Source organism: Kitasatospora sp. NPDC058048 (genome assembly GCF_042885555.1).
GTDB classification, from domain to species: Bacteria; Actinomycetota; Actinomycetes; order Streptomycetales; family Streptomycetaceae; genus Kitasatospora; species Kitasatospora lactacystinica.
In genome coordinates, this window is record NZ_JBHVRT010000004.1 from 44673 (window position 1) to 65348 (window position 20676).

17 protein-coding genes are annotated in these 20676 nt (G+C 71.7%); 2 read left to right on the top strand and 15 right to left on the bottom strand.

Features of this window, described 5'->3' with window-relative positions; translation table 11 throughout:
* Window positions 1–94: 94 nt before the first annotated feature.
* The 8 genes from ACFVVA_RS05575 to ACFVVA_RS05610 all read right to left on the bottom strand — a co-directional run bounded on the left by ACFVVA_RS05575 (window position 95) and on the right by ACFVVA_RS05610 (window position 12147).
* Window positions 95–2440: an immune inhibitor A domain-containing protein gene (locus ACFVVA_RS05575; protein WP_387685999.1), complete on the bottom strand. Its 2346-nt coding sequence runs from the start codon at window positions 2438–2440 to the stop codon at window positions 95–97.
* Between the two features lie 344 nt (window positions 2441–2784).
* On the bottom strand, window positions 2785–5304 hold the full coding sequence (locus ACFVVA_RS05580) for an ATP-dependent Clp protease ATP-binding subunit (protein ID WP_387686001.1): 2520 nt from the start codon (window positions 5302–5304) through the stop codon (window positions 2785–2787).
* Window positions 5305–5941: 637 nt separating this feature from the next.
* Window positions 5942–6295 (bottom strand): Lsr2 family protein, encoded by a 354-nt coding sequence (locus tag ACFVVA_RS05585; RefSeq protein ID WP_387686004.1) that lies wholly within the window; start codon window positions 6293–6295, stop codon window positions 5942–5944.
* 91 nt (window positions 6296–6386) lie between these two features.
* Entirely contained in the window at window positions 6387–6923 is a 537-nt protein-coding gene (locus ACFVVA_RS05590; RefSeq protein WP_359910474.1) for an amino-acid N-acetyltransferase, read from the bottom strand.
* Window positions 6924–6934: 11 nt separating this feature from the next.
* The gene (locus ACFVVA_RS05595; protein ID WP_387686007.1) at window positions 6935–7372 is read right to left on the bottom strand and encodes a BlaI/MecI/CopY family transcriptional regulator; all 438 of its coding nucleotides are present in this window, start codon (window positions 7370–7372) and stop codon (window positions 6935–6937) included.
* A gap of 297 nt (window positions 7373–7669) precedes the next feature.
* Window positions 7670–9226, bottom strand: coding sequence for a bifunctional lysylphosphatidylglycerol synthetase/lysine--tRNA ligase LysX (gene lysX / locus ACFVVA_RS05600; RefSeq protein ID WP_387686008.1), 1557 nt, complete (start codon window positions 9224–9226; stop codon window positions 7670–7672).
* Window positions 9227–9322: 96 nt separating this feature from the next.
* Window positions 9323–11116: a hypothetical protein gene (locus ACFVVA_RS05605; RefSeq protein WP_387686010.1), complete on the bottom strand. Its 1794-nt coding sequence runs from the start codon at window positions 11114–11116 to the stop codon at window positions 9323–9325.
* 284 nt (window positions 11117–11400) lie between these two features.
* Window positions 11401–12147, bottom strand: coding sequence for a hypothetical protein (locus tag ACFVVA_RS05610; protein WP_387686012.1), 747 nt, complete (start codon window positions 12145–12147; stop codon window positions 11401–11403).
* A 162-nt stretch (window positions 12148–12309) separates the two neighbouring features.
* Between ACFVVA_RS05610 and ACFVVA_RS05615 the strand changes: the two genes are divergently transcribed.
* Together ACFVVA_RS05615 and ACFVVA_RS05620 are read left to right on the top strand one after the other, a co-directional pair.
* Entirely contained in the window at window positions 12310–12864 is a 555-nt protein-coding gene (locus ACFVVA_RS05615) for a SigE family RNA polymerase sigma factor (protein ID WP_387686014.1), read from the top strand.
* An 88-nt stretch (window positions 12865–12952) separates the two neighbouring features.
* Entirely contained in the window at window positions 12953–13873 is a 921-nt protein-coding gene (locus tag ACFVVA_RS05620) for a hypothetical protein (protein ID WP_387686016.1), read from the top strand.
* 7 nt (window positions 13874–13880) lie between these two features.
* Here ACFVVA_RS05620 and ACFVVA_RS05625 read toward each other — a convergent pair whose 3' ends face one another.
* From ACFVVA_RS05625 to ACFVVA_RS05655, 7 genes are all read right to left on the bottom strand, one after another.
* Complete coding sequence (locus ACFVVA_RS05625) at window positions 13881–14669, bottom strand: type III pantothenate kinase (RefSeq protein WP_387686018.1); 789 nt, start codon at window positions 14667–14669, stop codon at window positions 13881–13883.
* A 46-nt stretch (window positions 14670–14715) separates the two neighbouring features.
* Window positions 14716–15684: a carboxylating nicotinate-nucleotide diphosphorylase gene (gene nadC, locus ACFVVA_RS05630; RefSeq protein ID WP_387686020.1), complete on the bottom strand. Its 969-nt coding sequence runs from the start codon at window positions 15682–15684 to the stop codon at window positions 14716–14718.
* A gap of 4 nt (window positions 15685–15688) precedes the next feature.
* The gene (locus ACFVVA_RS05635) at window positions 15689–17359 is read right to left on the bottom strand and encodes an L-aspartate oxidase (RefSeq protein WP_387686022.1); all 1671 of its coding nucleotides are present in this window, start codon (window positions 17357–17359) and stop codon (window positions 15689–15691) included.
* Window positions 17360–17374: 15 nt separating this feature from the next.
* Entirely contained in the window at window positions 17375–17824 is a 450-nt protein-coding gene (panD, locus tag ACFVVA_RS05640) for an aspartate 1-decarboxylase (RefSeq protein WP_387686024.1), read from the bottom strand.
* 95 nt (window positions 17825–17919) lie between these two features.
* Window positions 17920–18825 (bottom strand): pantoate--beta-alanine ligase, encoded by a 906-nt coding sequence (gene panC / locus ACFVVA_RS05645; protein ID WP_387686026.1) that lies wholly within the window; start codon window positions 18823–18825, stop codon window positions 17920–17922.
* Entirely contained in the window at window positions 18826–19803 is a 978-nt protein-coding gene (locus ACFVVA_RS05650; RefSeq protein ID WP_359910508.1) for a DUF2520 domain-containing protein, read from the bottom strand.
* 111 nt (window positions 19804–19914) lie between these two features.
* On the bottom strand, window positions 19915–20604 hold the full coding sequence (locus tag ACFVVA_RS05655) for a response regulator transcription factor (protein ID WP_359910511.1): 690 nt from the start codon (window positions 20602–20604) through the stop codon (window positions 19915–19917).
* Window positions 20605–20676 lie beyond the last annotated feature (72 nt).

The following is a 20676-nucleotide window of genomic DNA, read 5'->3' on the forward strand; positions in this document are numbered from 1 at the left end:
GTCCGGCCCGCCCCCGCGCGCTGCGGGGACGGGCCGGACGTGGAGTTGTCAGAGCTGCCTGGTCACAGGCCGATCGCTACCCGGGGGGTGACGATCAGTTGTCGACCGGGCGGACCCGGATCCAGGTCTCCAGGTAGTTCGAGGACTCGTTCTCGACCTCGATGCTGGTGCCCGTCTTCGGGACGTCGACACCGGCGTACTGGTTGTCCTTGCTCCACCACGACTTCAGGTCGTTGAACTCGTCGACGCCCTTGGCCTTCGGGATGACGGTCTCGACGCCGGCCTTGTGCAGGGTCAGCGGGGAGACGCGACGGGAACCGAAGGTGGAGTCGAAGCCCTGGACGCGCGGCTTCATCAGGGCACCGTCGGACCACTTCAGCGGCGTCGGGTGCGAGTCGACCGGCAGGACCAGGCCGTGGCCCGGGTGGGCGCTGACGTTGTTGTCGGTCTGCGACTCGTCCCAGAACCAGATCAGCAGACCGGGCTGGTACGAGTAGTGCTCGACCCAGCCCGGCTTGTCGGCGAAGCCGAAGTTGTACGGGCCGGTCTTCAGGGTCTGGTCGAAGGACACGTACTGCCGGTTCTCCGCGATGTAGTACTGCGCGTAGTCCTTGGTGTACGAGCCGCTGAAGCGGGAGAACCCGTCGGCCACCCAGCCGTTGTCACCGTTCTCGACGTCGTCGCTGAACACGGTGGCGCCGTCGGCGACGACCGCGACGTTGTCCAGGGTCAGGCCGCGGAAGTGCAGGCCGCCGTCGCTGGTGTGGCGGTAGCGGAACTTGATCTTCTGGCCCGCGAAGGCGTCCAGGTTGAACGACAGGTCGCCCCAGGCGGCCACCTGGCCGCTGAGGGCCGGACGGCCGTTCTCGCGCGGCAGGGCGGTGCCGTTCCAGGTGCCGTCCACGACGGTCCAGTTCTTGCCGCCGTCGGTGGAGACCTCGCCGAACGCGTAGTCGAAGTCCTGCTCCAGCTCGTACCAGGCCTTGGCGTTGATGCTGGCCTTGGCCTTGCCGGTCAGGTCGATGTCGCGGGTGAGCGTGACGTTCAGGTTGTCGGCGCTGCCGCTCCACCACTCACCGGTGCCGCCGAACGGCTTGTTGATGTCGGTGGTGATGCTCTTCTTCGGCAGGTCGACGATCAGACCCTGCGGCAGGTTGCTGTTGTACTCCGCCGGGCCGATGTGGTGGGTCGACTCGGTGCCGGCCTTGGCGCGGTCCGCCTTCAGCCAGCCGAGCTGGTACTTGCTCCAGCCGTCGAGGTCGTTCGGCATGTCGCCGATGCTGTTCTTGCCCTCGCCGAGCCAGGAACCGGAGGACATCAGCGACCAGAAGCCGACCGAGTTGTCGATGCCCTTGCCGGCGGTGTCGTAGAGGTCCGGCAGACCGAGGTCGTGGCCGTACTCGTGGGCGAAGACGCCGAGGCCGCCGTTCTCGGGCTGCATCGTGTAGTCGCCGATCCACAGGCCGCTGTTGCCGACCTGGACGCCGCCGAGCTTGTTGCCCTCGGGACCGGCCGAGCCCTGCAGGTTGCCGTAGACGTACGAGCGGTGCGCCCACAGGGCCTTGGTGCCCTGCTTGCCGCCACCGGCCGACTTGTCCTCGCCGGCGTGCACGATCTGGAAGTGGTCGATGTACCCGTCGGGCTGGTTGAAGTTCCCGTCGTGGTGCGAACCGTAGCGGTCCCACTGGTCGTACGAGGCCAGGGTCGCCTTGATCTGCGCCTCGGTCTGACCCTTGGCCTGCTGGTCCTTGTACCAGATGTCCACGGCGTCGCGGATCAGGTCCTGGGCGCTGGCGCAGACGTTGGAGCCGCAGTAGTCGGAGCCGTACCGGGCCTCGTTCCACGGGACGCGGACCCAGTCCTGGACCACGCCGTCGACCGAGTAGCGGCCCGAGGACTGCTTCTCGTAGTAGGTCTTCAGCGAGGGCTTGTCCTTGGCGAAGTACAGGTCCTGGTAGTGCTGCTGGTTGTAGTCGGCCTGCCACTGGGTCGAGTTGTTGGTGGCCGGGTCCGGCTTCTCGATCTCGTTGTGCTTGGGGCCGGCCTCGCCGCCGTACTTGACCTTGCCGTCCGGCGTCTTGGTGGTGTTGTCCACCTGGTCACCGAAGTCGACCAGGATGGTGAAGATCTTGTCCGTGCGCTCGCGGGCGAGCTCCACGTACTTGTCCTTGCCGAGCTTCACGCTGGTGCTGCCGTTGTGCTGCTCGACCTCGGCGGTGCCGTTGAGCAGCTTCTCGGTGGCGGCCTTCTGCTCCGCCTCCACCTTCGCGGTCAGCGGGCCCGGAAGGTTGTGCTCGGTGTTCTGGACGGCTTCGGCCGGGTCCCGCGGGACCGGGGCCGAGCCGGCGGCGACGGCGGTGCCCGGGAACAGGCCCGCGCCGAGCGTGACTATGACCGCTGCGGCCGTGGCAGCCGCAGCGGTTCTCCTGGTGCTCTTCAACGTTGTGACGTCCTCCCCGACCGGGGCCCAGCTCTTGGCCAAAGCCCGGCAAACCAAAATGAAAGACAGGTGGACGTCATTTGATACAAGCGTGCACAGAAAAGATAGACCTTGACCGTGACATGGTCACGGCGCTATCCTCCGCGACTCCCTATCACCTGACCGTCTGTCAACCGTATGTTGGTTAAAGCTCGCTGAGAAACCGAGCGCACCCGCACCAGCCCATGCGGAAGCCGCCGTCCCGGTCCGCACCGGTGCCGACCGCGGAGGGGCCGGAACGCACCGAGCCCCCGGCGCGAACGCCGGGGGCTCGGTGGCTGTGAAGTTGTCTGTTAAAAGTTGGGTTACTTCGTCAGGTCCGGACCGGACGAGGCGACCGCGGCCGGGGTGTCCGCGACGGCCGACTTCTCCTCGCCGCGGAAGGTGAACTTGGCCTCCTTGCCCTCACCGTCGACGTCGACGACGACGATGTGGCCGGCCCGCAGCTCACCGAAGAGGATCTTCTCGGAGAGGTGGTCCTCGATCTCGCGCTGGATGGTGCGGCGCAGCGGACGGGCACCCAGGATCGGGTCGTAGCCGCGCTTGGCCAGCAGCTTCTTGGCCTCGACGCTGAGCTCCAGGCCCATGTCCTTGTCCTTGAGCCGCTCGTCCACCTTGTCGATCATGAGGTCGACGATCTGGATGATGTCGTCCTCGGACAGCTGGTGGAACACCACGATGTCGTCGACGCGGTTCAGGAACTCGGGGCGGAAGTGCTGCTTGAGCTCCTCGCCGACCTTCGCCTTCATCCGCTCGTACCCGGTCTGGGTGTCACCCGTGGCCGCGAAGCCCAGGTTGAAGCCCTTGGAGATGTCCCGGGTGCCGAGGTTGGTCGTCATGATGATGACGGTGTTCTTGAAGTCGACCACGCGGCCCTGGGAGTCGGTCAGGCGACCGTCCTCCAGGATCTGCAGCAGCGAGTTGAAGATGTCCGGGTGGGCCTTCTCGACCTCGTCGAAGAGGACGACGGAGAACGGCTTGCGGCGGACCTTCTCGGTCAGCTGGCCGCCCTCCTCGTAGCCCACGTAGCCGGGCGGGGAGCCGAACAGCCGGGAGACGGTGTGCTTCTCGGAGAACTCGGACATGTCGAGCGCGATCAGCGCGTCCTCGTCGCCGAAGAGGAACTCCGCCAGCGTCTTGGACAGCTCGGTCTTACCGACGCCGGACGGGCCGGCGAAGATGAACGAACCGCCGGGGCGCTTCGGGTCCTTGAGGCCCGCACGGGTGCGCCGGATGGCCTGGGAGAGCGCCTTGATGGCGTCCTTCTGGCCGATGACGCGCTTGTGCAGCTCGTCCTCCATGCGCAGCAGGCGGGACGTCTCCTCCTCGGTCAGCTTGAAGACCGGGATGCCGGTGGCGGTGGCCAGGACCTCGGCGATGAGCTCCTCGTTGACCTCCGCGACGACGTCCATGTCGCCGGCCTTCCACTCCTTCTCGCGCTTGGCCTTGGCCTGCAGGAGCTGCTTCTCGTCGTCGCGCAGGGACGCGGCCTTCTCGAAGTCCTGCGCGTCGATCGCGCTCTCCTTCTCGCGGCGCACGTCGGCGATCTTCTCGTCGAACTCGCGCAGGTCCGGCGGCGCGGTCATCCGGCGGATGCGCATCCGGGAGCCGGCCTCGTCGATCAGGTCGATCGCCTTGTCCGGCAGGAAGCGGTCCGAGATGTACCGGTCGGCCAGGGTGGCGGCGGCGACCAGGGCGGAGTCCGTGATGGAGACCCGGTGGTGGGCCTCGTAGCGGTCGCGCAGACCCTTGAGGATCTCGATGGTGTGCGGCAGCGAGGGCTCGGCGACCTGGATCGGCTGGAAGCGGCGCTCCAGCGCGGCGTCCTTCTCCAGGTGCTTGCGGTACTCGTCCAGGGTGGTGGCACCGATGGTCTGCAGCTCGCCGCGGGCCAGCATCGGCTTGAGGATGCTGGCGGCGTCGATGGCGCCCTCGGCGGCGCCCGCGCCGACCAGGGTGTGCAGCTCGTCGATGAACAGGATGATGTCGCCGCGGGTGCGGATCTCCTTGAGCACCTTCTTCAGGCGCTCCTCGAAGTCACCGCGGTAGCGCGAGCCGGCCACCAGGGCGCCCAGGTCCAGCGTGTAGAGCTGCTTGTCCTTGAGCGTCTCCGGGACCTCGCCCTTGACGATCGCCTGGGCCAGGCCCTCGACCACGGCGGTCTTGCCGACGCCGGGCTCACCGATCAGCACCGGGTTGTTCTTGGTGCGGCGGGACAGCACCTGCATGACCCGCTCGATCTCCTTCTCGCGCCCGATGACCGGGTCGAGCTTGGCCTCGCGGGCGGCCTGGGTGAGGTTGCGGCCGAACTGGTCCAGGACCAGGGAGGTCGACGGGGTGCCCTCGGCGGGCCCGCCGGCCGTGGCCGACTCCTTGCCGCCGCCGGTCTGGTAGCCGGAGAGCAGCTGGATGACCTGCTGGCGCACCCGGTTGAGGTCGGCGCCCAGCTTCACCAGGACCTGGGCGGCGACGCCCTCGCCCTCGCGGATCAGGCCGAGCAGGATGTGCTCGGTGCCGATGTAGTTGTGGCCGAGCTGAAGGGCCTCGCGGAGCGACAGCTCCAGCACCTTCTTCGCCCGGGGGGTGAAGGGAATGTGACCGGACGGGGCCTGCTGGCCCTGGCCGATGATCTCCTCGACCTGCTGGCGAACGGCCTCAAGAGAAATCCCGAGGCTCTCCAGGGCCTTGGCGGCGACGCCCTCGCCCTCGTGGATCAGACCCAGGAGGATGTGCTCGGTGCCGATGTAGTTGTGGTTGAGCATCCGGGCTTCTTCCTGAGCCAGGACGACAACCCGCCGCGCGCGGTCGGTGAACCTCTCGAACATCGTTTATCGCTCCTCAGAGCGGTCGGGCAGTTCGGGGTCCGTCCCCGCCCTGTCCTTCCGCATGCTAGTCCCGCTCAGCGGCGCGGCCCACGGATTCACTCCCCGGTAGAGGAGCGAGATGCTGCGCGACCAGCCGACACCAATCCCAACCTGATGCTGGGAAACGGTGTTCCCGCAGGCGGGCCGGATGCACCGGATTCCGCTACGCCATCGGCGAACACGCGCCGCCGGGGCGCGGCCGGAACCGTCGGGCCGGTCGCACATACTGCCCCTGGACGGGCCGAAGAACCCGTCCACCTGCATTCATACCCGGTATCGGGGCGGTTCTCGCGCAGTTTCCGCGGTGGCGGTGTTCGCCTGGCGAGAAGTCGGGCCGTGGTGACGGCGGTTCAACGGCGGCCGGGGCCGGGTACGCCGTCCCGGGTGTCCTCGTTACCGCTTCGCCCTTACAGCGTTGCACAGCCCGTGATTGTTCCGCCGCCCGAGCCCGTGCCCCGCAGGCCCCCGGTGCCGCGGCCCCGCGGGCACGCGCCGCGGGGCGCGGAGGAGACTCCTCCGCGCCCCGTGCGTGTGATGGCGGCGCCGCCTCCGGCCGCCGGGGCCCCGCACCCGCTCCGGCGGGCCTGCGGCGCCGGGATCAGGACGCGTTGGCCTTCTCGTAGGCCTCGCGGACGTTGCTCGGAACGCGGCCGCGGTCGTTGACCTCCAGGCCCTGCTCCTTGGCCCACGCGCGGATCTTGGCGGTGTCCGGGGCGCCGCCGCCGGCCGGCCGCGCCGCGGCGCTGCGGCCCGGGCGACGGGCACCGGCGAGCCGGCCGCTCTGCTTGCGGCCCTTCTCCACGTACGGCGCCAGCAGACCGCGCAGCTTGTCCGCGTTGGCGCTCTTCAGGTCGATCTCGTAGGCAACGCCGTCGAGCGCGAACGTCACCGTCTCGTCCGCCGAACCGCCGTCGAGATCGTCTTCAAGAATGACCTGCACCCTCTGTGCCACGGGCTTCCCTTTCCGCTAAACGACCCATTGCCTAAGGAAAGGAAAGCGCCTTTCTCCGGAAAACACAAACCCTTGACCCGGGTGGACCGGCTCAGAGGTGCAGCAGCATGCGCGAGTTGCCCAGTGTGTTGGGCTTCACCCGCTCCAGGTCGAGGAACTCGGCGACGCCTTCATCGTACGAGCGGAGGAGTTCTTCATAGACATCCGTAGCGATCGCCGCCGGGTCTGTCGTACCATCATCGGTTTCCTGGAGCTCGCCGATCTCGACGAAACCGTGTTTCGCGAAGAACGCGACCTCGAACGTCAAGCAGAAAATCCGACGGACGCCCAGCCAGCGTGCGGTCTGCACCAGCTTCTCCAACAGCAGGTGCCCGATCCCGGTGCCCCGGACGACCGGATCCACCGCGAGCGTGCGGACCTCGGCGAGGTCCTCCCACATCACGTGCAGCGCGCCGCAGGCCACCACGACGCCGTTGTCGTCGCGTTCCGCGACCCAGAACTCCTGGACGGATTCGAACAGTGTGACTGTGGGCTTGTCCAGCAGAATGCCGTCGCGCGAGTAGGTGTCGATGAGCCTGCGCACTGCCCGCACGTCCGTGGTCCGCGCCCGGCGGATGGTGACCTCCATGGTCCCGGACGTTATCGCGCCGCTCCCGGTTCCGTCGCACCGGTATCGGGTCCGTCGTCCGCGGAATCCGCCCCGGTCGGATCGGACGGGAACAGAGCCGCCACCCGCAAGGCGTCCCGGAGCGCTTCGCGTTGCTCGGGGGACATCAGGCCGAAGAAGTGCACCAGGGCCGCCGCCGGATTGTCGCTGGTGGCCCAGGCGTCGTTCATCAGCGCCGCCGTGTACGCCTCGCGCGAGGAGACCGGTTCATATCGATAGGCCCGGCCGACCCGCTCGCGGCGCAGCCAGCCCTTTCTGTGGAGCTTGTCCAGGACGGTCATCACCGTGGTGTACGCGATTTCGCGTTCCGACCGCAGATCCAGGAGAACCTCGCGAACCGTGACCGGTCGGTTCCACTGCCACACCCGGGTCATGATGGCGTTCTCAAGTTCGCCGAGTTGCCGGACCATAGTGCGGCCAGGATAGGGAGTGAATGGGGCAAATCTTGTGAAGTACGCCAAACCGGCGCGCCGCCACCCCCGGGAATCGGGAATGGCGGCGCGCCGGTCGTTCGGGGCGGCTGACGGCGTCGGTCGCGGGTTCCGCCCGCCGGTCCTCGCGGGGCCTGTCGGCCCGCGCGGGATCAGTCGACGTCTTCCTTGGCCCGCTGGGCCCCGCCCTGGCTGCGGACGATGGCCCGCACCAGGAATCCGAAGCCGATCGCCATGACCAGCGGCGGCACGATCGCGCTGACGTAGTCCATCAGGTCACTCCTCCTCGGTCTTCTCCGCCGTCGCGGCGGAAGCCTTCGGCTCCGGCTTCACCAGCGGGAAGAGCACCGTCTCCCGGATGTTCTTGCCGGTCAGCAGCATGATCAGGCGGTCCACGCCGAGGCCGAGGCCACCGGTCGGGGGCATCGCGTACTCCAGGGCGCGCAGGAAGTCCTCGTCCACCTGCATCGCCTCGACGTCGCCGCCGGCCGCAAGCAGCGACTGGGCGGTGAGGCGGGCGCGCTGCTCGACCGGGTCGACCAGCTCGGAGTAGGCGGTGCCGATCTCGGTCCCGAAGATCACCAGGTCCCACTTCTCGGCCACGCCGGGCTGCGAGCGGTGCTGGCGGGTCAGCGGGGAGACCTCGGTCGGGTAGTCCTTGATGAAGGTCGGCCGGACGGCGTTCTCCTCCAGCAGGCGCTCGACCATCTCCAGCACGATCTGGCCGTGGCCCCAGTCCTTCTCGAACGGGATGCCGTGCTCGGTGGCCAGCTTGCGCAGCTCCTCGACGCCGGTCTCCGGGGTGACCTGCACGCCCAGGTGGGCGGAGATGCCCGGGTAGACCGCGACCTCCTCCCACGGCTCGGCCAGGTCGATCTCGTGCTCGACGCCGTGCGCGTCCACGCCCTTGATGACCGTGGTGCCCAGCGCGTCCCGGGCCGCGTTGACGATCGTCTCGCGGATCAGCTCGGCCTGGGTGTCGTAGTCGCCGTACGCCTCGTACGACTCCAGCGAGGTGAACTCCGGGTTGTGGGTGGAGTCCGCGCCCTCGTTGCGGAAGTTGCGGTTGATCTCGAAGACCTTCTCGGCGCCGCCGACCACGAGCCGCTTGAGGTACAGCTCGGGGGCGATGCGCATGTAGAGGTCGATGTCGTACGCGTTGATGTGCGTCTTGAACGGACGGGCGTTGGCGCCGCCGTGCACCGGCTGCAGCATCGGGGTCTCGACCTCGATGTAGCCGCGGTCCTCGTAGGTGCGGCGGATCGAGCGGACGACCTTGCTGCGCAGGTGCAGGATCTCGCGGGCCTCGGGGTTGACGATCAGGTCCACGTAGCGCTGGCGGACCCGGGCCTCCGGGTCGGTCAGGCCCTTGTGCTTGTCCGGCAGCGGACGCAGGCACTTGGCGGTGAGCTCCCAGCGGTCCACCATCACGGACAGCTCGCCGCGCTTGGAGGTGATCACCTCGCCCTCGACGCCGACCTGGTCGCCGAGGTCGATGTCGGTCTTCCAGGCCGCCAGCCGCTCCGGGCCCAGCTTGTCCAGCGAGAACATCACCTGGAGGTCGCCGGTGCCGTCCCGCAGGGTGGCGAAGCAGAGCTTGCCGCCGGTGCGGGAGAGGATCACGCGGCCGGTGACACCGGCCCGTTCGCCGGTCGCGGTGTCCGGCTCCAGGTCCGGGTGCTTGGCACGCAGGTCCGCGATGGTGGTGGTGCGGGGGAATCCGACCGGGTACGGGTCGACGCCGGCCGCCCGGAGCCGGTCCAGCTTCTCGCGCCGGACGCGCATCTGCTCGGGAAGGTCGTCGGTCGCGGGAACAAGGCTCTGATCGCTCACCCCACAAGGGTAGCCAGCCACACACGGTGCTCCGCGCCGGGATTCCCGCGGGGGAGGCCGTGACGGCGGCCTCCCCCGGGGAACGGACCGGTCGGGTCAGCCGTTGCGGCGGGTCCGGAGCCGGCGGGCGGTGACCAGACCGGCGGCGCCGAGCACCACGGCGGCGGCGCTCGTCGCGGCCAGCGGCAGGGCGGCGGAGCTGCCGGTGGCGGCCAGCGGGCCGTCGGAGGCCCGGACGCTCCCGGAGCCGCCGGTGCCGGTGCCGCCGGTACCGCCGGTGCCCGTGCCGGTCTCCCGGGCGGGGCTCGCGGAGTCCTTGTCGCTGAGGCCGGCCGGGACGACCGCGGTGGTCGGCGCGGGCGAGGGGTCGGTGACGGGCGCGGTGGTGGGCGTCCCGGTCGGGGTCGGGGCGGGGGTGCCGCCGGTGCCGGGGGTGGTGGCCGGGGTGGCCCGCAGGGCGACCTTCAGCAGGTCGTTGGCGGGGTTGCGGTCCCAGCTCATGACGGCGCTGGGGTGGCCCGGCTCGTAGGAGCTCGCCATGTTCTGCAGCGAGACCGTCGCGGTGAGCTCGTCGGTGCCCGCGGGGACCGAGAGGGTCAGCTTGTGGGAGTTGGTGGCGCCGGCAGGGATGAAGAACCCGCCCAGCCCCTCGCAGTTGAACTTGTTGAGCGGCTTGTCGGACTTCTGGCCGAGGACGTAGTCGTACGGCTGGCAGGTCGACGGCAGGCCGGTGACGGTGACCCCCTCCGGGAACTGCACCTGGAGTTCGGGCGCGCTCTCGCCGCCGCTGCGGTCCATGATCGAGGCCGGGCCGCCGCTGACGGCGCCGAGGGTGAAGGTGCCGGTGGTGCCGGAGGCGTCCGGTGCCCAGGAGCCGTTCACCGCGAAGTCGGCGTAGTTGTCGGCGAGGACCTCCTGCTCGGTGGAGTAGGCGTTCATGTCGAGGCCGTCCGGGATCCCCTCGCCGGAGGTCGGCACCAGCACGGCGGGAGCGCCGGTGCCGCGCTGGAACGACATCCGCCGGCGCAGGTCCGCAGCGCTGCTGCCGCTCGCTCCCTCGTCTGGGAAGACGGCGTAGTCGGCGAAGGCGTAGCGGGCGTCCGCGCCCACGGTGAGGTCGAGGCCGTTCAGCTTGACGGCCTGGCCGGGGGCGATCTCGCCGTCGATGGTGCAGATGCCGTGCACGGTGGGCATCGGGGAACCGAAACCGTGGCCCGCCCAGTCGCCCTTGTCCTTCGCGTACTCGCAGTTGGAGGGCCAGGTGGCCACGTCGAGGCCCGGGGTCAGGTAGACCTCGACGACCGCCCGCCGGGCCGCGACCTCGCCGTGGTTGGCGAAGGCGAGAGTCGACGGGAGCGTGCTGCCGACCTTGACGTCACGCTGCTCCGAGGGCTCCTTGGTACGGAAGCCGGCACCGCCGATCTCCACCTGGATGTCGGCCTCGGCGGTCTCGGCGCCGGGGGCGCTGAGGGTGGCGTGGACGGTGCCGGTGGAGCCGGGGCGGACGCCCGCGACGGCGCTCAGCCACGGGTGGCTGGTGATGTTGATGTTCTCCAGGTCGAGGCGCCAGATGTCGCAGGTGATCACCTTGCCCGCGGTGGCGCAGCCCGGGACGCTGAGCGTGGCCAGCCCGTCGATGCCGGTGGTGTCGAACGCGAGCTTGGCGCCGGTCACGACGTCGGTGCCGGTCCGGCCGATCCGCAGGTGGATGTTCTCGCCGAACTGGGGCTGAGGGGCCGGCTGGGTCGAGATCTGGATCGTGCCGGTCGGGAAGATCCGGAGCTGGGTGCCGGCGGCGTGCGCCGGGACGGCCGCGGTGCCGGCGGCCAGGGCGGCCACGATCGTGGCCGTGCCCGCGCCGAGGATCCGGCGCGTGCGAGTCGAAAGCATGTGAATCCCCCGTGTTGGAGTGGTGAGGCTCCGCACCCTAGGGATTGTTGAACAGTCGTCAACCCGGTTGATCCGTGGCCAATTCGCCCAGGACGGGATCGAACGGCCTGGTCATCGGGGTGAAGGTTATGAAGACGTGATCGACGGCGGCCGGCGGGATCACGGCATTGTCGACACATGGACCGGCCTGCGGGCGATGGAGCGGCCTGCCGGCGGAGGGCCGGCGCACGAACGGAGGGGAGACCGCGGTGGCGGTCTCCCCTCCGTTCGGCGGACGGGCCGGTTCAGCCGGTGCCGGTGGCGAGTTCGACGTCCTCGGTCTCCTCGGGGGACAGGTCGGCGGGCGGGACGGGACGGGCCGGGGGCTTGGGGCGGCGGCCGAACAGCTCGGCGGGGGTGGGCATCCGGTGCGGACGGGGCGGGGTCTTCGCGGCGGCGGGCTGCTCCGGGCGGGACTCGGTGCTGCTCATGGTGGTCCGTCCTCCTACGGGGGTGGGGTGACTGTGCGGCGGTGCGGCGGGGCTCGGTACGGCCACCAGGTGGCGGGGCTGCCCGGTGTGGAGGGCGAGCCGTTCGCGGACGGCGGCCTCGGCCAGCGCGTGGCAGCGTCCGGCCAGCCGGGAGCGGCGGGCCCGCTCGCCCTGGCCGCAGGGCTGCCGGCTCAGCCCGCGCAGCGCGGTGAGGTCCTCGGGCCCGGGCAGGTACCCGTCGGACACCGCGTCCTCCAGCCGTTCCAGGTAGCCGGGGGCGCTGCCGGGCAGGGCGGAGCGGTAGCGTCCGAGGTCGGCGAGCAGGAAGGCGCGCAGTCGGCCGCCCTCCTGGACGGCCTCGTCGATCGCCTCGGTCAGGCGCAGGGCGTCCTGGACGTCCTCCGCCCAGAGTTCGGCGCCCGGCCCGGCGAGGGCCGGCCGGTCGGGCCGGAGGTGGACGGGGACGGCGGGGTGCAGGGCTTGGGCGAGGGCTCGGCGCAACACGCGGACTTCGTCGGCGCTGAAGGCCATACCGCCGCGCGATCCGTGTGGCGTAGGCATGGGCTGACACTACGTGAGGAATATCCGATTTGTCGGTAACGTCGCGCCGAACCACCCATGTTCGGCCTGGTGAAAAAACCTTTCGCCGCCACCTGTAACGCCATCCGGGGGCCAGCTGGTCATCCAGGTGTCAGGGGAGAACGAGCGAGGGGGCCGGGCAGGATGCAACCGGACGGTCAGGGGAAGGCGTCCCGGGGCGGGCGGCGGGACGAGGACTTCCAGGCCTTCGCGGCCGCCCGCGCCAGACCGCTCTACCGGTCGGCCTGCCTGCTCGCCGGCGGGGACACCCACCTCGCCGAGGACCTGGTGCAGGAGGCGTTCGGGCGGATCTACGTCCAGTGGCACCGCACCTTCCCGTTCGGGGCCAAGCGCCGGATCGACAACCCGGCCGGGTACGCGCACACCGTGCTGGTGCGGGTCTTCCTCTCGCACCGCGGCCGCCGCTCCAGCGGCGAGCGGCCGGTCGACGCGGTGCCGGACGGCGAGGCCCCGCAGGGCGACCCGGAACTGCGGCTGGCCCTGGTGGACGCGCTCGGCCGGCTCGCGCCGCGCGACCGCGCGGTGCTGGTCCTGCGCTACTGGGAGGACCGCAGCGTCGAGGAGACCGCGGCGATCCTCCAGCTCACCCCGGGGGCCGTCCGGACCCAGTCCTTCCGGGCGCTCGGCCGGATCCGCACGTTGCTCGGCGGCGGCCTCGACGAGCTGGCCGAGCGCTGAGCCGGCCGGCACGGCACGGCGATGTCTCCGCACGGCGACGTCTCCGCACTACTCACGTCAACTCGATTGGTAGAGAGGTTGGTTCAGCATGTCCGCTGAGCACGACGGGCCCGACGAGCGGTTCGAGCAGTCCTTCACCGAGGCCCTCGGCCGGGCGGGCGGGTCCTACGACGCCGAGGCCACCCGGCTGGTCGACACCGGCTGGTCGTACGGGCGCCGGCTGCGCCGCAGGCGGCGGATCGGCACCGTGGCGGGCGTCGCCGCGCTGGCCCTGGTCGGGGTGGGCGCGGCCGGGATCGGCAGCCTGCTGCCCGGGCCCGGCCCCGTGCCGAGCGGCCCGGCGTCCGCCGGCCCGGCCTCCTCCGGTGCGGCGGTGGGCCCGCCGGTCTCCGGCCCGGAGTTCCAGCGGATGCTCACCGAACTGCTCCCGCCGGGGACGGTGGAGGTGGGCGAGGCGCGGGGGACCGAGAGCGACACCCCGCAGCTGCGGCTGGTGCTGGACGACGGGAACGGCCCGGTCCAGTACCTGTTCTGGATCATGCGCAACGGCGTCGAGCCCGGCTGCCTGGGCCCGCTTCCGGGCGACGCCTGCAGCGAGACCGACCTCCCGGGCGGCGAGCACCTGACCCTCTACCAGGCGGGGACGCGCCCCGGTGAGCCGGCCGGCTCCAAGACCTGGTCCGCCACGTTGACCGGGACCGGCTACGAGCTGATGCTCCAGGAGTGGAACCGCAAGCCGCTGGATCAGGGCACGCCGATCACCCGTACCGACCCGCCGCTGACGCCGGACGGGCTCGCCGCGGTGGTGAAGGACCCGCGCTGGAAGAAGGTCGTGGCGGCCATCCCGAAGGACCCGCGGGCGGGCAAACCGCTCCCGACCCCGCAGCCGGGCACGACTCTGCTCACCGTCCCGACGCCCGCGCCGACCGGCCTGACCACCCTGCTGCCCTCCGACGCGGTGGCGGGGGCCGCGTCGGCCCTGCCGGGCCTCCCGACCCCCGGCCGCTGAGCGCCGCTCAGCTCGCGGGGCGGTTGCGCTCGTACACCAGGCGCAGGCCGATCAGGGTCAGCCAGGGCTCGTGCACGTCGATGGTGGCGGCCTCGCCGAGGACCAGGGAGGCGAGACCGCCGGTGGCGATCACCTGGACGTCGTCCGGGTCCTTGGAGAGCTCCCGGGCCATCCGCTCGACCAGGCCGTCGACCTGCCCGGCGAAGCCGTAGAGGATGCCGGACTGCATGCCCTCGACGGTGTTCTTGCCGATCACGTTGCGCGGGCGGGCCAGCTCGATCTTGCGCAGCTGGGCGCCGCGGACGCCGAGCGCCTCGACCGAGATCTCGATGCCGGGGGCGATCGCGCCGCCGACGTAGTCGCCGCGCGCGTTGACGGCGTCGAAGGTGGTCGCGGTGCCGAAGTCGACCACGATGCACGGGCCGCCGTACAGGTGGTTGGCGGCCAGCGCGTTGACGATCCGGTCGGCGCCGACCTCCTTGGGGTTGTCCATCAGGACGTGCACCCCGGTCTTCACGCCGGGCTCCACGATCACCGCGGGGACGTCGCCGTAGTAGCGGCGGGTCACCTCGCGGAGCTCGTGGAGCACGGCGGGGACGGACGAGCAGATCGCCAGGCCCTCCACCGCGGCCTCCTTGACCGCGGTGTGGTTGCCCATCAACCCCTGCAGCAGCACCGCCAGTTCATCCGCCGTGCGGCGCGGATCGGTGGAGATCCGCCAGTGTTCCACCACTTCCTCGCCGTCGAACAGGCCGAGCGTGGTCTGGGTGTTGCCGACGTCGATGGTGAGGAGCATGGGCCGCTTTCTGCGAGTCGGGACGGGGCCGAGCGGGTCCGGACGGTCAGGCGCGCAGGTCCAGGCCGATGTCCAGGATCGGCGAGGAGTGGGTGAGCGCGCCCACGGCCAGGTAGTCGACACCAGTCTGGGCGACCTCGCGCGCGCTGGCCAGGGTCAGTCCGCCGGAGGCTTCCAGCTTCGCCCGGCCGGCCACCAGCGCGACGGCCTCCTTCAGCTGCCCGACGGTGAAGTTGTCCAGCAGGATCAGGTCGGCCCCGGCCTCCAGCACCGGCGTGATCTGCTCCAGGGTGTCCACCTCGACCTCGACCGGCAGCTCCGGGTACGCGGCCCGGACGGCCCGGAAGGCCTCGGCCACGCCGCCGGCCGCGACCACGTGGTTGTCCTTCACCAGTGCGGCGTCCGAGAGCGCCATCCGGTGGTTGGCGCCGCCGCCGCAGCGCACCGCGAACTTCTCCAGCGCGCGCAGGCCCGGAGTGGTCTTGCGGGTGTCCCGGACCACCGCGCCGGTGCCCTCCAGGGCGTCCGCCCAGGCGCGGGTCGCGGTGGCGATGCCCGACAGGTGGCAGAGCAGGTTGAGCGCGCTGCGCTCGGCGGTCAGCAGGTCGCGGGTGCGCGAGCGCACCGAGAGCAGCACCTGGCCGGCCTCGACCCGGTCGCCGTCCTCGACGTGCCGCTCGACCTCGAACTCCTCCTCGCAGACCAGCGAGACGACCGCCTCGGCGACCCGCAGACCGGCCACCACGCCGGCCTGGCGGGCGGTGAAGTCGGCGGTGGCGACGGCGTCGGCGGGCACGGTCGCCACCGAGGTGACGTCCTCGCCGCCGGCCAGGTCCTCGGCCAGCGCCAGGGTGGCGATGTCCTCGACCTCGACCGGGTCCAGCCCGGCCTGCTCCAGCAGCTCGGCCAGCTGCGGGTCGAGACCGGTCTCGTAGCCCTCGCCGTCGCCACAGGCGCAGCCGTCGCCGCAGCCGCCCTGGTCGGCCAGGGGGAGTTCCTCGTGGGAGTGGGTCATGGTTCTACTGCTCCTCAGGGGTGCTGACGGGACCGCCGGTGGCGGCGAGGGTGGTGATCAGGTGGCGCCGCCAGTGGGCGTCGTCGCGCTCGGGGAAGTCCTCGCGCCAGTGGCAGCCGCGGGTCTCCTCGCGCTGCGCGGCGGCCGCGACCAGGGCGGTGGCGACCAGCAGCAGGTTCGCGGCCTCCCAGGTCTCCACCCGGGGGTCGGCCGGCTTCTCCTCGGCGACGTGGGCGTAGGCCTGTTCGGCGAGGAGTGCGAGCCCGGCGGCGGTGTCGGCCATCGACGCGGCGGAGCGCAGGATGCCCGCGCCGCGCGACATCAGCCGCTGGATCTCGGCGCGCGCCTCGGACGGGGGCAGCGGGACGGGCTGCGCGGCGCGCGCGGCGGCGACGTCCACCACGCGCTCGGGCAACTCGCCGGACCGGTCGCGGCCGGCCAGATCGGCGGCGATCCGCTCGGCGAAGACCAGGCCCTCCAGCAGCGAGTTGGACGCCAGCCGGTTGGCGCCGTGCACGCCGGTGCAGGCGACCTCGCCGCACGCGTACAGGCCGGGAACGGTGGTGCGGCCGTGCCGGTCGGTGCGGACGCCGCCGGAGGCGAAGTGCGCGGCCGGGGCGATCGGGATCGGCTCGGTGACCGGGTCGATGCCGTTGGCGCGGCAGAAGGCGAGGATGGTCGGGAAGCGCTGCTCCCACATCTCGGCGCCGAAGTGCCGCCCGTCCAGGAACATGTGCTGGGCGCCCTGCTCCTGCATGCGCCGGGTGATCGCCTTGGCGACGATGTCGCGCGGGGCCAGCTCGGCCAGCTCGTGCTGTCCGACCATGAAGCGGACGCCGTCCGCGTCCACCAGGTGGGCGCCCTCGCCGCGGACCGCCTCGGAGACCAGCGGCTGCTGGCCCTCGGCCTCCGGACCGAGCCAGAGCACGGTGGGGTGGAACTGGACGAACTCCAGGTCGGTGACGGCGGCGCCGGCCCGCAGGGCCAGTGCCACGCCGTCGCCGGTGGAGACCGCCGGGTTGGTGGTGGCGGAGAAGACCTGGCCCATGCCGCCGGTGGCGAGCACCACCGCGCGGGCCCGGACGGCGCCGACGCCGTCGCGCTGGCCCTCGCCCATCACGTGCAGGGTCAGTCCGGCGGCGTGGCCCGCCGCGTCGGTCAGCAGGTCGAGGACGAGCGCGTGCTCGATCAGCTCGATGTCCGGGTCGGTGCGGACGGCGGCGACCAGGGCGCGCGATATCTCGGCGCCGGTCGCGTCCCCGCCCGCGTGGACGATCCGGCGGCGGTGGTGGCCGCCCTCGCGGGTCAGCAGGATCTCGCCGTCCTGGCCCCGGTCGAACAGGGCGCCGGTGGCGATCAGCCGGCGGACGGCGTCCGGGCCCTCGGTGACCAGGGTGCGGACGGCCTCCTCGTCACAGACGCCGGCGCCGGCCACCAGGGTGTCGTCCAGGTGCTGTTCGGGGGTGTCCCCCTCGCCCAGGGCGGCCGCGACGCCGCCCTGGGCCCAGCGGGTGGAGCCCTCGTCCAGCACGGCCTTGGTGACCACCATGGCCCGCAGGCCGGCCTTGCGGACGTTGAGCGCGACGGTGAGGCCGGCGACCCCGGAACCGACCACGACGACGTCGGTGGTGGCGGTCCAGCCGGGGGCCGGGGCGGTGAGGCGGTGCGTGGACATCGGTGGGTGGCTCCTTCAGCGCGAGGCGGCGTCGGCCGCGCCGTTGCCGCCACGGTACGCCGCGTCGCCGCGCAGCAGTCCGGTGCCCTCCTGGGCCTCGGCCGGGTCCCCGCCCAGGCCGGTGATCCGGTTCCGCTCGTCCACGAAGACGACCTTCGGCTCGTAGCCCTTGGCCTCGGCCGTGTCCATCTGCCCGTAGGCGATGAGGATGACCAGGTCGCCCGGGTGGACCAGACGGGCGGCGGCGCCGTTGATGCCGATCACGCCGGAGCCGCGCGGGCCGGCGATGGTGTACGTCTCCAGCCGGGCGCCGTTGTTGATGTCGACGATGTGGACCAGCTCGCCGGGGAGCAGGTCGGCGGCGTCGAGCAGGTCCTCGTCCACCGTGACGGATCCCACGTAGTGCAGGTCGGCCTGGGTCACGGTGGCCCGGTGGATCTTGGACTTGAGCATGGTGCGGAGCATTGCGGGTCACGCCTCCTGTGAGTGCATGCCGGAAGGGGGGTGGTGCCGGTGGTTCAGCGGTTCAGCGGACGATTCCGTGCTCGACGGTCGTCCGCCTAGCGGCAGATGACGTGGACGTTGTCGATCAGGCGGGTCGCGCCCACCTTCGCGGCGACGGCCAGCACCGCCTCGCCCTGGAAGTCGTCCGCCGCCTCCGAGAAGTCGTGCGGGTCGATCAGGGCGAGGTAGTCCAGGGTGATGCCCTCGGCGCCGTCCAGGGCGGCCGAGGCGGCCTCGCGGACGGCCTTCGGGCCCTGCGCGGCGGCGTCCCGGCCGGCGAACAGGGCCTTGGACAGGGCGAGCGCCTGCGCGCGCTCCTGCTCCGAGAGGTAGCGGTTGCGCGAGGACCGCGCCAGGCCGTCCTCCTCGCGGACGGTCGGCACGCCGACGATCTCCACGTCGAAGTCCAGGTCGGCGACCATCCGCCGGATGATCGCCAGCTGCTGGGCGTCCTTCTCGCCGAAGAAGGCGAAGTCCGGGTCGGTGATGTGCAGCAGCTTGGCGACCACGGTCAGCACGCCGTCGAAGTGGCCGGGCCGGGTGGCGCCCTCGTAGCGCTCGCCCATCGGGCCGGCCGCCATGCGCACCTGCGGCTCGCCGTTCGGGTAGACCTCCTCGACGGACGGCGCGAAGACCACGTCGGCGCCGTTCTCCTCGGCCAGCCGCACGTCCTCGTCGAGGCTGCGCGGGTAGCGCTCCAGGTCCTCGCCGGCGCCGAACTGCAGCGGGTTGACGAAGACCGTCACCGCGACCCGGCCGTCCCGGCCGACCTGCTTGCGGGCGGCCCGGATCAGCGCGGCGTGGCCCTCGTGCAGCGCGCCCATGGTCATCACGACGGCGTTGTCCACCGGCTGCTCGTCCGGCCAGAACGCGGCCTCGAATTCGTCCACGGTGCGGGTCACGACGGCCCGGTGGACCTTGGGCGTCCGCTGGGGCTTGTTCGACTGCTTACCGCGTGCCATCTAGCGCTTCTCCTCGTTCAGTACGTCCAGCAGCGCCGCCGCCGACGTTTCGTCGATCGTCCCGTTGGCGAGCGCCCGCTGCGCGGTGGCGCGGGCCATCGCACGGTAGGCCGCCGGGATGTCCGGGGACACCGTACTGAGCTGCGCCAGGTGGCGCCGCACGGTGCCCGAGTCGCCCCGGGCGACCGGGCCGGTGAGGGCCGCGTCGCCGGAGCGCAGGCTGTTGTCCAGGGCGGCGCCGAGCAGCGGGCCGAGCATCCGGCCGGGCTCGGCGACACCGGCCGTGCGCAGCAGGTCCATCGCCTGCGCGACCAGGGTGACCAGGTGGTTCGCACCGTGGGCGAGGGCGGTGTGGTAGAGCGGGCGGACCTCCTCGGGCACCCACTCGGGCTCGCCGCCCATCTCCACCACCAGCGCCTCGGCGACCGGCCGCAGCTCCTCGGGGGCGGTCACCCCGAACGGGCAGCCGGCCAGCCGGGCCAGGTCCACCGAGGTGCCGCTGAAGGTCATCGCCGGGTGCAGGGCCAGCGGCAGCGCCCCGGCCCGGGTGGCGGGCTCCAGGACGGCGACGCCGTGCGCGCCGGAGGTGTGCACGAGCAGCTGTCCGGGGCGGACCGCGCCGGTGGCGGCCAGCCCGGTCACCAGGTCGGCCAGCGCGTCGTCCGGCACGGTCAGCAGCACCAGGTCGGCGGCGGCCAGCACCTGCGGCGGGGTGACGATCCGCACGCCCGGCAGCAGCGCCTCGGCGCGGCGGCGGGAGGTGGCGGACACCCCGGAGGCGGCGACCACGGTGTGCCCGGCGAGCTGCAGCGCCGCGCCCAGCGCGGGCCCGACCCGGCCGGTGCCGACCACGCCGACGGCCAGCCGGGCCGGGCGGTTGCCGGGGTCGCCGGGAGCACCGAAGACCTGGTCGCCGAGACCGTCGGCGAGCGGGGCGAACTCGCCGGAGTCGGCGAAGCCGGACGGATTCACGTCCACCCTTGTCCTGCCTTGTCCTGAATGACCGTTCCAGTCCACTCGACGGGTACCGGACGTACCGCCCCAGTCTACGGGCGCGCCCGAACGCCGGAGCGGATACGCCTCGGCGGCTCAGTCGGTGGCCCCGGCCCGGATCAGCCCGGCCTCGTACGCCAGCACCACGGCCTGGACCCGGTCGCGCAGGCCCAGCTTGGCCAGGATCCGGCCGACATGGGTCTTCACGGTCGCCTCGGAGAGCACCAGCCGGGCTGCGATCTCGCCGTTCGACAGCCCCTGGGCGACCAGCAGGAACACCTCCCGCTCGCGCTCGGTCAGCGGGCCGAGGACGTCCGAGCCGGGCGCGCTCTGCGGAGTGGGCAGCACCTCGGCGAAGCGGTCGATCATCCGGCGGGTGGTGGTCGGGGCGACCACCGCGTCCCCGCCGTGCACGGCGCGGATCGCGGCCACCAGCTCGGTCGGCGGGACGTCCTTGAGCAGGAAGCCGCTGGCGCCGGCCTTGAGCGCGGCGAAGGCGTACTCGTCCAGGTCGAAGGTGGTGAGGATGAGCACGTGCGGGGCGTTCGGCAGCGGGCTGCCGTCCTCGGCCAGGCAGATCCGGCGGGTCGCCTGCACGCCGTCCAGCCGCGGCATGCGGACGTCCATCAGGATCACGTCCACCTCGGTGCGCCGCAGCTGCTCCAGGGCCTGCGCGCCGTCGCCCGCCTCGGCGGCGATCTCGATGTCGCCCTGCGACTGGAGGATCATCCGGAAGCCGGTGCGCAGCAGTTCCTGGTCGTCGACGAGCATCACGCGGATGGTCAAGGTGGGACTCCTTGGGGGGATGGACGGCGGACGGGGGATGAGGACCGGACGGGGGCTGGGGGCTGGGGGGCG

Bases quoted from the DNA above. Each gene is read 5' to 3' on its own strand.
- nadC (WP_387686020.1), bottom strand. From the start codon at position 15,684: ATGACCCACTCCCACGAGGAACTCCCCCTGGCCGACCAGGGCGGCTGC.
- panC (WP_387686026.1), bottom strand. From the start codon at position 18,825: ATGGCACGCGGTAAGCAGTCGAACAAGCCCCAGCGGACGCCCAAGGTC.
- panD (WP_387686024.1), bottom strand. From the start codon at position 17,824: ATGCTCCGCACCATGCTCAAGTCCAAGATCCACCGGGCCACCGTGACC.
- ACFVVA_RS05615 (WP_387686014.1), top strand. From the start codon at position 12,310: ATGCAACCGGACGGTCAGGGGAAGGCGTCCCGGGGCGGGCGGCGGGAC.
- ACFVVA_RS05610 (WP_387686012.1), bottom strand. From the start codon at position 12,147: ATGCCTACGCCACACGGATCGCGCGGCGGTATGGCCTTCAGCGCCGAC.
- ACFVVA_RS05590 (WP_359910474.1), bottom strand. From the start codon at position 6,923: ATGGAGGTCACCATCCGCCGGGCGCGGACCACGGACGTGCGGGCAGTG.
- ACFVVA_RS05620 (WP_387686016.1), top strand. From the start codon at position 12,953: ATGTCCGCTGAGCACGACGGGCCCGACGAGCGGTTCGAGCAGTCCTTC.
- ACFVVA_RS05580 (WP_387686001.1), bottom strand. From the start codon at position 5,304: ATGTTCGAGAGGTTCACCGACCGCGCGCGGCGGGTTGTCGTCCTGGCT.
- ACFVVA_RS05625 (WP_387686018.1), bottom strand. From the start codon at position 14,669: ATGCTCCTCACCATCGACGTCGGCAACACCCAGACCACGCTCGGCCTG.
- ACFVVA_RS05595 (WP_387686007.1), bottom strand. From the start codon at position 7,372: ATGGTCCGGCAACTCGGCGAACTTGAGAACGCCATCATGACCCGGGTG.
- ACFVVA_RS05605 (WP_387686010.1), bottom strand. From the start codon at position 11,116: ATGCTTTCGACTCGCACGCGCCGGATCCTCGGCGCGGGCACGGCCACG.
- ACFVVA_RS05635 (WP_387686022.1), bottom strand. From the start codon at position 17,359: ATGTCCACGCACCGCCTCACCGCCCCGGCCCCCGGCTGGACCGCCACC.